Source organism: Flavobacterium xizangense (assembly GCF_054075145.1).
Genome location: NZ_JBSIPG010000002.1, coordinates 498,585 through 511,581, shown reverse-complemented (window position 1 = coordinate 511,581; position 12,997 = coordinate 498,585). Strand labels below are relative to the sequence as shown.

16 protein-coding genes are annotated in these 12,997 nt (G+C 31.5%); 9 read left to right on the top strand and 7 right to left on the bottom strand.

All coding sequences use genetic code 11. From position 1 onward, the window contains the following. Positions 1–64 precede the first annotated feature (64 nt). Complete coding sequence (gene cysM / locus ACWA1B_RS07835; protein ID WP_456905679.1) at positions 65–952, bottom strand: cysteine synthase CysM; 888 nt, start codon at positions 950–952, stop codon at positions 65–67. Between the two features lie 2 nt (positions 953–954). Then, complete coding sequence (locus ACWA1B_RS07830; RefSeq protein WP_426485754.1) at positions 955–1,746, bottom strand: serine O-acetyltransferase; 792 nt, start codon at positions 1,744–1,746, stop codon at positions 955–957. Positions 1,747–1,928: 182 nt separating this feature from the next. Here ACWA1B_RS07830 and ACWA1B_RS07825 point away from each other — a divergent pair, with 182 nt between their 5' ends. After that, positions 1,929–2,630, top strand: a complete 702-nt coding sequence (locus tag ACWA1B_RS07825; RefSeq protein ID WP_035648602.1) for a DUF1003 domain-containing protein — start codon at positions 1,929–1,931, stop codon at positions 2,628–2,630. 11 nt (positions 2,631–2,641) lie between these two features. Here the strand turns inward: ACWA1B_RS07825 and ACWA1B_RS07820 are convergent, their stop codons facing one another. Then, a complete protein-coding gene (locus tag ACWA1B_RS07820) occupies positions 2,642–2,908 on the bottom strand; it encodes a DUF2752 domain-containing protein (protein WP_456906500.1) in 267 nt (88 codons plus the stop codon). 124 nt (positions 2,909–3,032) lie between these two features. Between ACWA1B_RS07820 and ACWA1B_RS07815 the strand changes: the two genes are divergently transcribed. Both ACWA1B_RS07815 and ACWA1B_RS07810 read left to right on the top strand, forming a co-directional pair. Further along, positions 3,033–3,218 (top strand): hypothetical protein, encoded by a 186-nt coding sequence (locus ACWA1B_RS07815; RefSeq protein ID WP_035648599.1) that lies wholly within the window; start codon positions 3,033–3,035, stop codon positions 3,216–3,218. Next, complete coding sequence (locus ACWA1B_RS07810; protein ID WP_456905676.1) at positions 3,208–3,759, top strand: Smr/MutS family protein; 552 nt, start codon at positions 3,208–3,210, stop codon at positions 3,757–3,759. The genes ACWA1B_RS07815 and ACWA1B_RS07810 overlap by 11 nt, the downstream gene beginning before the upstream one ends. 149 nt (positions 3,760–3,908) lie before the next feature. Here ACWA1B_RS07810 and ACWA1B_RS07805 read toward each other — a convergent pair whose 3' ends face one another. Continuing rightward, positions 3,909–4,904 carry a hypothetical protein gene (locus tag ACWA1B_RS07805; protein ID WP_456905674.1) on the bottom strand — a complete coding sequence of 332 codons (996 nt, stop codon included), beginning with the start codon at positions 4,902–4,904 and terminating at the stop codon, positions 3,909–3,911. Positions 4,905–4,990: 86 nt separating this feature from the next. On the opposite strand from ACWA1B_RS07805, the gene ACWA1B_RS07800 reads away from it, so the two are divergent. Continuing rightward, the gene (locus ACWA1B_RS07800) at positions 4,991–6,115 is read left to right on the top strand and encodes a cysteine desulfurase family protein (protein ID WP_456905672.1); all 1,125 of its coding nucleotides are present in this window, start codon (positions 4,991–4,993) and stop codon (positions 6,113–6,115) included. Between the two features lie 64 nt (positions 6,116–6,179). Here ACWA1B_RS07800 and ACWA1B_RS07795 read toward each other — a convergent pair whose 3' ends face one another. Next, positions 6,180–6,740, bottom strand: a complete 561-nt coding sequence (locus ACWA1B_RS07795) for an L-threonylcarbamoyladenylate synthase (RefSeq protein ID WP_456905670.1) — start codon at positions 6,738–6,740, stop codon at positions 6,180–6,182. 192 nt (positions 6,741–6,932) lie between these two features. On the opposite strand from ACWA1B_RS07795, the gene ACWA1B_RS07790 reads away from it, so the two are divergent. Further along, positions 6,933–7,706 (top strand): DUF5672 family protein, encoded by a 774-nt coding sequence (locus tag ACWA1B_RS07790; RefSeq protein ID WP_456905669.1) that lies wholly within the window; start codon positions 6,933–6,935, stop codon positions 7,704–7,706. A gap of 15 nt (positions 7,707–7,721) precedes the next feature. Next, complete coding sequence (locus tag ACWA1B_RS07785) at positions 7,722–8,489, top strand: protein kinase family protein (protein WP_456905667.1); 768 nt, start codon at positions 7,722–7,724, stop codon at positions 8,487–8,489. Here ACWA1B_RS07785 and ACWA1B_RS07780 read toward each other — a convergent pair. Both ACWA1B_RS07780 and ACWA1B_RS07775 read right to left on the bottom strand, forming a co-directional pair. Next, positions 8,470–9,237, bottom strand: coding sequence for a glycosyltransferase family 2 protein (locus ACWA1B_RS07780; RefSeq protein ID WP_456905665.1), 768 nt, complete (start codon positions 9,235–9,237; stop codon positions 8,470–8,472). The genes ACWA1B_RS07785 and ACWA1B_RS07780 overlap by 20 nt on opposite strands. A gap of 11 nt (positions 9,238–9,248) precedes the next feature. Further along, positions 9,249–10,313: a glycosyltransferase family 9 protein gene (locus tag ACWA1B_RS07775; RefSeq protein ID WP_456905663.1), complete on the bottom strand. Its 1,065-nt coding sequence runs from the start codon at positions 10,311–10,313 to the stop codon at positions 9,249–9,251. Between the two features lie 127 nt (positions 10,314–10,440). Here ACWA1B_RS07775 and ACWA1B_RS07770 point away from each other — a divergent pair, with 127 nt between their 5' ends. From ACWA1B_RS07770 to ACWA1B_RS07760, 3 genes are all read left to right on the top strand, one after another. Beyond that, positions 10,441–11,190, top strand: a complete 750-nt coding sequence (locus tag ACWA1B_RS07770) for a glycosyltransferase family 2 protein (RefSeq protein ID WP_456905661.1) — start codon at positions 10,441–10,443, stop codon at positions 11,188–11,190. Positions 11,191–11,481: 291 nt separating this feature from the next. Further along, positions 11,482–12,195 (top strand): polysaccharide deacetylase family protein, encoded by a 714-nt coding sequence (locus tag ACWA1B_RS07765; protein WP_456905659.1) that lies wholly within the window; start codon positions 11,482–11,484, stop codon positions 12,193–12,195. Positions 12,196–12,203: 8 nt separating this feature from the next. Further along, entirely contained in the window at positions 12,204–12,953 is a 750-nt protein-coding gene (locus ACWA1B_RS07760) for a glycosyltransferase family 2 protein (protein WP_456905657.1), read from the top strand. Positions 12,954–12,997: the final 44 nt, after the last annotated feature.

The following is a 12,997-nucleotide window of genomic DNA, read 5'->3' as shown; positions in this document are numbered from 1 at the left end:
AAATTGTAGATAAAGTATTGGAAACCTTAGAATCTTAGCAACTTAGAATCTTAGCATCTTTTTTTTAATCAAATAAATCCGAAGACAAATAACGGTCACCACGATCGCAGATAACAGCAACAACAACTCCAGATTCTAATTGTTCTGCGATTTTAAGGGCAACAGCAACAGAACCACCACTGCTCATTCCGGCAAAAACACCTTCTTCAAGTGCTAATCTTTTTGTCATTGCTCTGGCTTCTTCTTCGCTTACATCTATAACGCTGTCTACTTTTGAAGCGTCAAAAATTTTCGGTAAATACTCCTGAGGCCATTTACGGATTCCTGGAATTTGAGATCCATCGCTTGGTTGTGCACCAACAATCTGAATTGCTGGATTTTTTTCTTTTAGATAAGTAGAAGTTCCAATAATTGTCCCTGTAGTTCCCATTGCCGAAACAAAATGCGTTACAGTTCCGTCGGTATCATTCCAAATTTCAGGTCCGGTCGTTTTGTAATGTGCTTTCCAATTGTCATCATTTGCAAACTGATTCAGCATCAAATAACCGCCTTCTGCAACTTTTTTGTCAGCATAATCTCTTGAACCGATAATTCCTTCATCGGCAGGTGTTAAAATTACTGTAGCACCATAAGCACGCATTGTTTGAGTTCGTTCTTTTGTAGAATCTTCAGGTAAAACTAATTCGATTTCTATACCAAATAACTGTGCAATCATTGCTAAAGCGATTCCCGTATTGCCGCTGGTTGCTTCGATTAGTTTGTCACCTTTTTTAATTTCCCCTCTTTCTAAGGCTGATGCAATCATGTTGTATGCAGCTCTGTCTTTTACACTTCCGCCCGGATTGTTTCCTTCGAGTTTGAGCAAAAGCTTTACGTTTTTATTTTTAACCAAATTGACAGTTTCCATCAATGGAGTATTTCCAATTAGGTTAAGCAATTTCTGTGGACTCATTGTTATTTTTTTTCTTTTATTTTTACTTCAGTTGTAGTGGTATTTAAAACAATGGAATCTGCCGGAATTGATTTTGTAATCCAGGCATTTCCGCCTACAATACTATTTTTTCCAATAATAGTTTCTCCGCCTAAAATTGTGGCATTGGCATAAATGCAAACATTTTTTTCTACAGTTGGATGACGTTTTGCATTTTTCATGTCTTTGCTAACACTTAAAGCGCCAAGAGTTACACCTTGATATATTTTTACATGTTTTTCGATAACAGTTGTCTCGCCAATAACAATCCCTGTAGCGTGATCGATAAAAAATGGCGATGCAATTTGGGCTCCGGCATGAATGTCAGTTCCGGTAATTCGGTGTGCGTATTCGCTCATTAATCGGGAGAATAATAATAAATCAAGCAAGTATAATTCGTGGCTTAATCTGTAAATGGCAATGGCATAAAAACCGGGATACCCCAAATAAACTTCATCAATACTGTTTGATGCCGGGTCATTTTCTAAGATATAGGCTGCATCCTGATTTAGTTTTTCTAAAACCGCAGGAAGCTTTTCCAGAAACTTGTCCCAAATGGATTCGCATAAATTTTCAGGTTTTTGACAAGCCAAAACGGCGATCTCTTTAAAACGAATTTCAAGATCATTGATGCTTTCGTCTAAAGCGGCATTCGAATCAAAAAGTGTATAAAAAAGCTTCTCGGTAAAGTCTTCCGTTTTAGTTTTGATTCCGTAATTTATGTTTGAATGGCTTTTTAAAGCTTTGATATTTTGTATGATAGTGTCTTTTGTCACAATTGATTAAATTGATTGAATATTTTGAAACGTTAAAAGTAAGGCGTTTTTTGTAAATAAAGACAGGTTTTAACTAAAGAAATTTTGTGTTGATTGTCGTATTTGTGATAAATCAGCGAAAGATTATTTATTATAAAACTTAAAAGCTTAAATGCTTAAATTAGCATGTAAAATTTATAAAAATGAAAAATAATTCAAGTTTTAAAAGCGCAATTTCTGGTATTGAATTTTCGGAAAACGAGAAAATCTGCGGAAAATCAATTCATGATCCGATTTTAGGCCTAATTATAAAAGATCATCCCACTTTTTGTGATGATGATTGTATATCGGTTCAGGAATTGAGTGAATATCGTCAAATGTATATTTCTAACTATTTATCCAGAGAAATTGGTGTGCTTTCAGATCTTGAGAAAAGTGTTATTTCATCTTTAAAAGAAGATAGATCAATTGTGAGTATTGTTGAAGATGAAGACGAATCTCGTAGTTTTGGGCAAAAAGTGGCTGATCAAGTGGCTGATTTTGGCGGAAGCTGGACCTTTATTATTTCGTTTGTTGTTTTTATCGCAATCTGGATTGGTGCAAATGTTTTTGTTTTGATGAACAAAGGTTTTGACCCGTACCCATTTATTTTGCTGAATTTGATTTTATCCTGTATCGCAGCATTGCAGGCACCTGTCATAATGATGAGTCAAAATCGCCAGGAAGAAAAAGATCGCAGCAGGGCAAAAAAAGATTTTATGATTAACTTAAAATCAGAATTAGAAATCAGAATGATTCATGATAAAATCGATCATTTGATTATGCATCAGCAACAGGAATTGATCGAAATTCAAAAAGTACAAATCGAAATGATGAACGATATTTTAAGTCAGATCAAAAAATAATTCTTACAAAATTACAGATAAAAGTGTTTGAGAAAATAGCCGGCAATTACAAAAACAAGATTCAGTAAAGCGAAATTCCAAACCAGTTGTTTATTCTTTTTTGATTTATTTAAAAAATAAAAAAGCACAAAACCTAAAAATAAAAGAGTCGAATAAAGTGCAGGATACATTTTAAAAGCGGCTAAAAATTCACCCTGAAAAAGTAAGAATAAAGCACGCTGAAAACCACAGCCCAAACAGTCAAATCCGAAGTAGGTTTTGAACAGGCAGGGGATCATATAATTTTCTAAATTCAAGGGGATGTTTTTTGCAATTTTACAAAAAAATATTGGATAACATTTTGGAAGAACCAAACTGCTATTTTAAAGTTTTATACTTTTGAATTCTTATAAGCTAAAAAAAATGAAAGGTTTAAAAATTTTAATAATGATTCTTGCAATTGGAGTAGCGTTGTATGAGCAAGTTTCTGAAGAAAAAAATATCTATATCATGATTATTGCAATTGTAGTTTTCATGTATGGAATGATGCAGTTGAGTGCAAAAACACCAAGTAAAAATCAAGATAAAGAAGAAGACGATGTTGAGTAAAGGAGATAAGGTTTCGGTTTTAGACGAAGCTATAAACGGAACGGTTGTTTCTGTAAAAAACAAGGAAGTTTTGATTGAAACTGAAGATGGGTTTATGATGACATTTTTTGTCAATGAATTAATTAAAATTCAAGAAACCAGTAATTTAATGAATTCTATTAAAAGAATTGATTTAGATTCAATTTCAAAAGAGAAAGCAGAACCAAAACCAAGAAGTTTTGTGAAAGAAAAGAAAGACAAACGCGAAATTTCTGCTCCGGAATTTGATTTGCACATCGAAAAACTGGTTCCCAATAAACGCGGAATGTCAAATTATGATATTTTGACTTTGCAAACAGAAACTGCAAGAAGGCATATTGAATTTGCGATCAAAAACAGGATTCCAAAAATCGTTTTTATTCACGGTGTCGGCGAAGGAATTTTAAAAGCCGAACTTGATTTTTTATTGGGGCGTTACGACGGAATAGATTTTCACGATGCCAATTATCAAAAATATGGTCTTGGTGCAACTGAAGTTTATTTTAGGCAAAACAATAAATAATTTATTTTTTATGCTTTAAAATTGTTGTTTTAAAGACATAAAAAAACTTCCGTTTTTCTTTCTGATTCTGTTGTGAAATCAGCTTGAAAAACGGAAGTTTTTTTGTAGGAATTAAAAAGTGATTTTCGTCCTTCTTTTTAAATTCCTTTTTAAGGTTTAATGGTTGTCACTGTTCCTAGAACAAATTCGGTTGCCAGTTTAAAGGTACTGTTTCCTTGTTTCATACTTGCATTTCGTAATACAACTTTATGCTTATAAACTTGATTTGTGTGTGTTGTAGTGACTTCAATAATACCACTTACATTTTCTTTACCTGTAACACCTATCCAAGTTTCTTTTACAGTTGGGCTTGTTGGCGTAACATCGTTACAATAATAATCTTTTACTAGTTCAGGTAAATTGTTGTTGTATGTTCTGTAATAAACATTATTTGACACAACTGCCGGGCTGCCACTGCTGAAATTGATTAAGCTTTTTCTTGGTTGTCCAATAGGAGTATCTACATCTTGAATTAAGTTTTTATCTAAATTTTCAATTACTAATGAATTTGATAAATTGTTATTGTAAACTTTTTTCTGAACATCACAATACTTTGCAACTTCATCTGTAAAAGCAACAACTACTGGAGTAACTGTTGTTTTAAAGTCTCCAAAAACAAAATTATCTTCAACCTGAGTTGGTCCTGGTTTAGAAAACGTAATTCCGTTGAAAGTAATATTATGATTATAACCTTCAATTTCTGTATGCCCGTCTGCGGGAGCCGGAGTTTTGTAAATTGCTGAAGTAACAATCTCTATTTCTCCGCCAATTGCGTACCATTCCTGATTAATATTTGGAGTTGCTGGTGGTATTGCATCACAAATATTTGATTTTGTGATCGCGCCATCATAAGTTCTGTAAAAAAAGCGATAAGTACTATTGTTAAGATTGTAAGTTAAGGTATCAGGCTGCGTTGCAAGTGTACCTGTTGGCATTTGCAAAATGATGGCTTCCTGAGGTTTGAGTTTATAGATCAAAGTATTGGTTGTAGGATCACAACTTGTTGCGGTCACATCTTTAAAATCAATCGTTTCTACAGTTAAATCACCATCATCACAACCGTTTAATAAAAACGCAAAGAATAGAAGGCTTACATATTTTTTCATCGTAATTTTATTTGGGTCAAAAATAGTGAAAATTTTGGCAAATGATATTGAAGATTGGACAATTGATATTTCATAACTTTGCAATAATGAAAAAAGTATATCTCGACAACGCCTCTACAAGCGCTATGCGCCCTGAAGTAATTCAGGAAATGACAAAAGTTATGACGGAAGATTTTGGAAATCCATCTTCTACGCATAGTTTTGGGCGAAATGGAAAAACCATTTTGGAACTTTCAAGAAAAAGCATTGCAAAACATTTAAATTGTTCGGCTCAGGAAATTATTTTTACTTCTGGCGGAACAGAAGCTGATAACTGGATTTTGCGTTCAGCAGTTGAAGATTTAAAAGTGAAGCGAATTATTACTTCAAAAATTGAGCATCACGCTGTTTTATACACTGTTTTAGCGCTGGAATCAGATTATGGAATTCAGGTTGATTATGTGAATGTAAATCCGGATGGGAGCATCGATTTAACGCATTTGTCTAATTTATTGTCAGAAGATAAAAAGACGATTGTTAGTTTGATGCATGTTAATAACGAAACCGGAACAATTTTAGATTTGGAAAGAGTTGGAGTAATCTGCAGACAATATAATGCGTTATTTCATTCCGATACGGTACAATCTGTTGGGAAAACGGAGATTGATCTTCAGAAATTACCTGTTGACTTTATAGTCGCAAGTGCACATAAGTTTCATGGTCCAAAAGGAATTGGGTTCGCTTTTGTTCGTAAAAATTCAGGTTTGCAGCCTCTCATTTTTGGAGGTGAACAGGAAAAAGGACTTCGTGCCGGGACTGAAGCCGTTCATCAAATTGCCGGAATGGCAAAAGCGTTGGCTATTTCTTATGAAAATTTAGATCAGGAAAGAACTTATATTTCAGATTTAAAAACATACCTGATCGAGCAATTAGAAATTCATTTTCCTGATTTTAGAATTAATGGGAAAAAAGAGGATTTCTACAATATCATCAATATTATTTTACCTTTTTCTTCAGATAAAACTTCGATGCTATTGTTTAGTCTCGATATGAAAGGAATTGCAGTTTCAAGAGGAAGCGCCTGCCAGTCAGGAAGTATCAAGCCATCACATGTTTTAAAAGAAATGCTTTCGGAGACGGATTTGAAATTACCAAACCTCCGAATCTCATTTAGTCATTATAATACCAAAGAAGATATCGATTGGCTGATTGAGAGTCTTAAAACTGTTTAAAAGTTTCAGGTTTCAGGTTTCAAGTTTTAAGCGAATGTGAAACTTGAAACCTGAAACAAAAAAACTATTTGCGAATCACTTTAACCTGCGAATCGTTTGTTAATTTGATAATTGTAGAAGATTTTCCGTTGATTTTATCCTGATTCAGTTTCACAACGTAATCAACACCATTAATAATTTCGGGACTAATATCTTTAAAACTCAGCGGAGTTGGTTGTCCTGAAATATTGGCTGAAGTTGAAACTAAAGGTTTTTTCATCCTTTCCATCAATTTGAAGCAGAAAGGCTCTTTTACCAAACGTACTCCCAAAGATTTGTCGGCAGCAATAATGTTTGGAGCAACATTTCTGGCATCATCCAGAATCAAAGTTGTTGGTTTATCTGATAAATCCCAGATTTGCCAAGCAACTTCAGGAATGTTTTTGAAAACATTGTACATCATTTTTTCTCCGTTCATCAAAACAATCATACTTTGAGTTTCGGCACGTTGTTTTAATTTATAAATTTTTGCAACAGCTTCAGCATTAGTTGCGTCACATCCAATTCCCCAGACTGTATCAGTCGGATAAAGAATGATACCGCCCTCTTTGATAACTTCGTAAGCTTTGATTATCTCTTCGTTCATTGTAAAAAAAAGAATATTATTATGATGCAAAAATAATCTTTCTAGTTGGTAAAAAGTTGAAATTTAATTCAGAATAATGAAGTTTTTGTAATTTATAAGATTATTTTTGTTGCTTGAGTTAGAATTTTCAAAGAAGACGTTTGATGAAGCGATAATTTGAGATTCAATTTAATGTCAATCCTAAACTAAAATATGTCTAAAAATCTAGTAAAAGTTGTTATTCCTGTGTATAAGGAATATTTTGGTGAACTTGAAGAGAAATCATTTTTGCAATGTTGTAAAGTTCTAAAAGATTACGAAATTGTAATTGTGTATCCAGAAGGATTAAATTATTCTTATCTTTCGGAGAAACATCAAAATTTGACTTTTAAAAGCTTTTCTAAAGACTATTTTGCTAGTATAGACGGTTACAATGAATTATTATTGCGACCAGTATTTTATGGAACCTTTTTAGGTTCAGAATATATTTTGATTTATCAGCTGGACGCTTTTGTTTTTAAAAATGAGCTGACGGAATGGTGTAATAAAGGTTATGATTATATTGGCGCTCCTTGGATTGCAACTTCAAAAAATTCTGTCTCTAATAAAATAGCAAGTTTGTTTTGGTCAAAAAAGAAAAAAGAGCGTCAACAGATTTTCTTTAAAGTTGGCAATGGAGGTCTTTCTTTACGTAAAGTTGCTTCACATTTTGCTATTGCAAAAGAACAAGAAAAATTTATCTCTGAGTTTTTAGCTGAAAAAGAGAAAAAAATATATGCAACCGAAGACGTTTTTTGGTCTTTAAAAGCAATAGAATTTGATTCTGATTTCAAAATTCCAGATTATAAAGAAGCTGTTTATTTTGCAATAGACAGAAAACCTGATTTGGCAATGAAATTAACAAACAATGAACTTCCGTTTGGTTGTCATGCTATAAATAAGCCAAAAGTGATTGATTTTTGGAAACCAATACTAAATCAATATTAATTTTTTTAATTAAGTATGATTACAAAATTTAAATTTTCTGATTCAATAGTAAGTTCAAAAGATGTTCTTTCGGCTATCAAAAATTTTGATTCTGCGGGCGAACTTTTTGGCAATGGCGTACGAAATAAAATCAAATTGTTTCCAGTAAATGGGAAAACAATTAATATTAAATCGTTCAAAATTCCAAATATCATCAATAAAATTGCTTACAAGTATTTTCGAAAATCTAAAGCCAGACGTTCATACGAATATGCTACGATTTTGCTGGAAAAAGGAATTGGAACGCCTATGCCGATTGCTTTTCTTGAAAACTTCAATTTTATTGGTTTAAAAGACAGTTATTATGTAAGTGAACATTTGGTTACAGAACTAACGTATAGAGAATTGGTCGAAATTCCTGATTATCCCGATCGTGAAAATATTTTAAGGCAGTTTACGAAGTTTAGTTTTGATTTGCACGAAAAAGGAATTGAATTTCTCGATCATTCGCCTGGAAATACGTTAATTAAAAAAAGAGATGAAGGCAAATATGATTTCTTTTTAGTTGATTTAAACCGAATGAATTTTCATGAATCTATGCCTTTTGAAATGCGTATGAAAAATCTTTGTCGCTTAACTCCTCTAAAAGAAATGGTTGCTGTTATGAGTAATGAATATGCTAAATATTATCCTGAATCTGAACAAAAGATTTTTGATACTTTATGGAAAATGACAGCCGATTTTCAGGAACAGTTTTATAGAAAAAAACGTCTAAAAAAGAAACTTAAATTCTGGAAGAAGTAATTCTGTTAAGTTCTTTATAACGCACAAAAATACTATACGCATTTAAGTAACAAATCGTAATTCCTTTTGCGCCATCTAAAATGCCAAGCCGAATTAAATATTGATATAAAAAAGTATAAACAGGATGGAAAACCATTAAAAAAAGAGATGGTTTCTGTCCTTTTTTTAATTTTTCATTAGCTTTTAAAACGCCATATTTATACATTTTTTCTTTATAATCCTGAAAAGATGTATAAGAGAAATGGATGATTTTGTTTTTTAATACAGCAATTTCACCATTTACAATAAGTTTTTCGTGCACCATTCTTTCCTCATTGTATCTGCACTTTGATTTATTGAAAAGTCTGAAAATTTTATCAGTTTGCCAGCCACTGAAATTCAGTTTACTATTTTTGAACATAAAAGTTCTGTATATTAAATAGGCGCTTGCAGCATTTTTATTATTAATCGTAGAAAGAATTTCCGACTTTAATTCAGGCGTTAATTTTTCATCTGCATCAAGAAATAAAACCCATTCGTTTTTTGCTTGATCTAAGGCAAAATTACGTTGAGAAGTGTAGTTGACAAATTGATTCTGACTGAGTTTGACATTTGGAAAAGACTCCGTGATAGCAACAGTTTTATCGGTGCTAAACGAATCTACAACAATGATTTCATCGGCAAAATCAATATCTTCTAAAAGAGATTTTATACGATGTTCTTCGTTTAGCGTAATAATCAGAACTGATAATTTTTGCTTTTCATTCATTTGAATGCTTTTCAATTTTTATATTCCTGAAAATAAGCTTCCAATTTTTTTAGCATCAGTTCTAAAGGATACTCCGCATAATATTCAAAAGTATGCTCTTTAATGTATTGTTCTGTGTGCTGCGCGTAGATTTCTGGTTTTAAGTCTTTTAAATGGATTGATACATTTTTTGCTTCATTTTCAAATGTTTGCCAGGTTTCTTTTCGCACCGATGGTGTAAAAATGGAGAAAGTCGGGATTTCTAATGCTTTTGCCATATTTACGGCTCCGCCTTCGTTTCCTATTAACATTTCACATTGAGAAAGCAACGCTAAAAATGGACGAAGTTCAGTGCAATACAAATCAAAAATAATGTGCTTTTTAGTTTCTTCAGAACAATTATTATAAACTTCTAAAGCTTGTTCTTTCTGATCCGGAATATAATTGAAAATAATAGTCGCATTCGTTTTAGCAACAGTAAAGTCGATAATTTTTGCCATTCCGTCTAAAGGATAAGTTTTGTAGAATTCGCTTCCTAAAATACCAAACATAATTAATGGCTTTTCAGTATCGACATTGTAGCTTTTCAGTAGATTTTTAGCTTCAGTAATTTCAGATTCTTTTAAAAAGATTTTTGGTTTTACATCCGTAATTTTTTCTGAAATGAAAGGTTTTAGAAGCATTAATCTATTTTCAATTGCCAATCCAAATTCTGATTTTACGGCATCTAATCTTTCGTAGCTATAATTATAAAATATATTAGAATACCATTTCGAATACGAAACTTTATACTTCGCACCAGAAAATAAGGTAATCAAATTAGTCTCTAATTTACTGTAGACATCAATTACAGCATCGTATTTTTTTCTTCTAATTTGAAAAATAAATTTAAATAAAGAAGGAATTGATTTTCTTACCGTATTTGTCAACGGAATGATAGTATCAATATTGGGATTTTCTTTTAGTACATCCACAGAATTTGGATAACACATATAGTCTATCTTTGATTCTGGAAACTTCGCTTTTAAGTTGTTGCAAATTATTGTACTTGTTAATACGTCTCCAATTCTTTTCTGCTGAATAACTAAAATCCTCATTTATTTCTATGTTCAATTTGCAGGCTAAAGTACAAACAATTTTATCAAGTGTACAAATCGAATACTGAATAAGGATGGACAAGTTTAAAAAAAGCCGTATTTTTGCTCAAACCAAATCAAACTTAGAATGAAAATTAGCGGCCTTGTCATTACATTTAATGAGGAAAAGAATATTGGAAAATGTATTGATGCTTTGTTTAAAGTATGCGATGAAGTTATTATTGTAGATTCTTTCAGTAAGGATCGTACCGTTGAAATTGCTAAAGAAAAAGGTGCAACAGTAATTGAACAGGCTTTTTTAGGCGACGGGCCACAACGTACACATGGTTTGCCTTATTGCAAAAATGACTGGATTTTAAATCTCGATGCCGATGAGTTTTTGGATAAAGATGCTGAACAATTTATTCTCGCTGGAAAATATTTAGAAGGAAATTATGATGCTTTCAGTTTTAGAGTGAAAAACTTTTTAGCAGATAAATTAATTGATTTTTCGGGCTGGTATCCAGATCATAAAGTTCGTTTTTTCAACAAACAAACTGCTCATCCTTCTGAATCTAAAGTGCATCAGAAAATCATTACTCAAAATGAAAAAAAGGTAGCTGTACATATTTTGCATTATGGCTGGAATTCTTTCGATCAGATTATTGCTAAAAAAAATCAATATTCAGGCTGGCACGCACAACAATTATTTGATCAGGGAAAAAGAATTAATGCTTTGAAACCTATAATTAATGGAGCAGTATCTTTTATACGATGTTATTTTTTTAAAAGAGGAATTTTTAATGGCATCGACGGATTATCCATTGCCATGATCCAGAGCTTCTTCTCTTATATGAAATATGCAAAGCTTTTGAAACTTCAAAAAAAGCTAAAATAAAATAGGACAACGAATACTCTATTTCTTGTTTAGAATGTTTCTTTATTAGAATAAAAAAAAAATATGTGTGTCTAATTTTTTTTAATTATCCTAAATAAAGCCATTTGGTTTAATTATAGTTGTCTTTATTATCGAGCATTTTTTTTATTTAATGTATTGATTGTTAGTGGTTTTGATGAATTATAAGATAAAGACAAACGCGTATTTTATGCTAATATTATTTTTCGCTTAATTTTTTATTTATTGTGATAAATAATACTATTAATCTATAGATTTGCACAAAAAAAGTGCATGTCAAAGTTACCAATCTTAATGTACCATAATGTTGTTGAAGATGAAGCTAAATCTTTGAACTTAAGTATTTCTGTGTCAAAGTTAGAGTCTCAATTAAAGTTTCTTAGCGATAATAATTATACTACATTTCATTTTAAGGATTTAGAGAATTTAAAAACGCTTCCTTCAAAAAGTATTATTATCACTTTTGATGATGTTACAGAGTGTCAGCTTTTATATGCAGTTCCTTTACTTGAAAAATATCAAATAAAAGCTTCTTTTTTTATACCATTTTCTTTCGTTGGAAATTTTGATTATTGGATTGAAGGAAAAGAGAAAATAATGAGTGTTGAGCAGTTAAAAGGCTTGAACAATAATTTAATTGAGTTAGGATATCATTCTTTTGAACATAAAAGATACAGTTCGTTATCAAAAGAAGAATTGGAAGCTGATTTTATTAAGTCAAATAATTTTATTAGAGAACATCAATTAGATATAAAACCTGTTTTGGCATATCCATTTGGTAACTATGCTAAGAAAGAGGCTCAATTTGCTGTTTTTGAAAAAATTATGCGCGAAAATGGCATAAATTATGGTTTAAGAATTGGAAACAGAGTAAATAAATTTCCTTTTAAAAATAATTATTTGGTTAAACGGATAGATATAAAAGGAGAAGACAGTTTGTTTAGATTTAGGTTAAAATTGAGGATTGGAAAACTTAAATTATTTTAAAGAAAAGAATGGAAATCAGCGGATTGGTAATAACCTATAATGAAGAAAAAAATATAGGGAAATGTATAGATGCTCTCTTCAGAATTTGCGACGAAGTAATTGTTATAGATTCATTAAGTGCTGACAATACAGTAAAAATTGCAGAAGAAAAAGGAGCTAAAGTGATCTCCCAAATGTTTTTAGGAGATGGGCCGCAAAGAATTCATGGACTTCAATATTGTAAAAATGACTGGATATTAAATCTGGATGCTGACGAGATTTTGGCAGAAGACGCCGAAAAATTCATAATGTCGCGAAAATATGAAAATCAAAGTTTTGATGTTTTTACTTTTAGATTGTATAATTATTTAGGGGGAAAGAAGATAGATTTTGCAGGTTGGTATCCAGATAAAACAGCACGATTTTTTAATAAAAAAACAGCTTCTCCGTCAAAAGATAGGGTGCATCAAAAGGTTTCAGGAAGCAATAAAGCACATTTAAAAGTGCATATAAATCACTATGCTTGGGAAAGTTTTGATCAATTTATAAAGAAGAAAAATTTATATTCAACTTGGCATGCACAACAGCTTTACGAGCAAGGGAAAAGAATAAATAGTTTCAAACCGATATTAAACGGAACGGTAGCTTTTGTAAGATGTTATTTCTTTAAAAAAGGTTTTGTAAACGGATTAGATGGACTAACATTTTCAATAATTCAGGCTTTTTTCTCCTATATGAAATATGCTAAGCTTTTAAAACTTCAGCGAAAAAATAAATAAAAAAACGGAATGGATTAATCATTCCGTTTTTTTATTTATTTAAG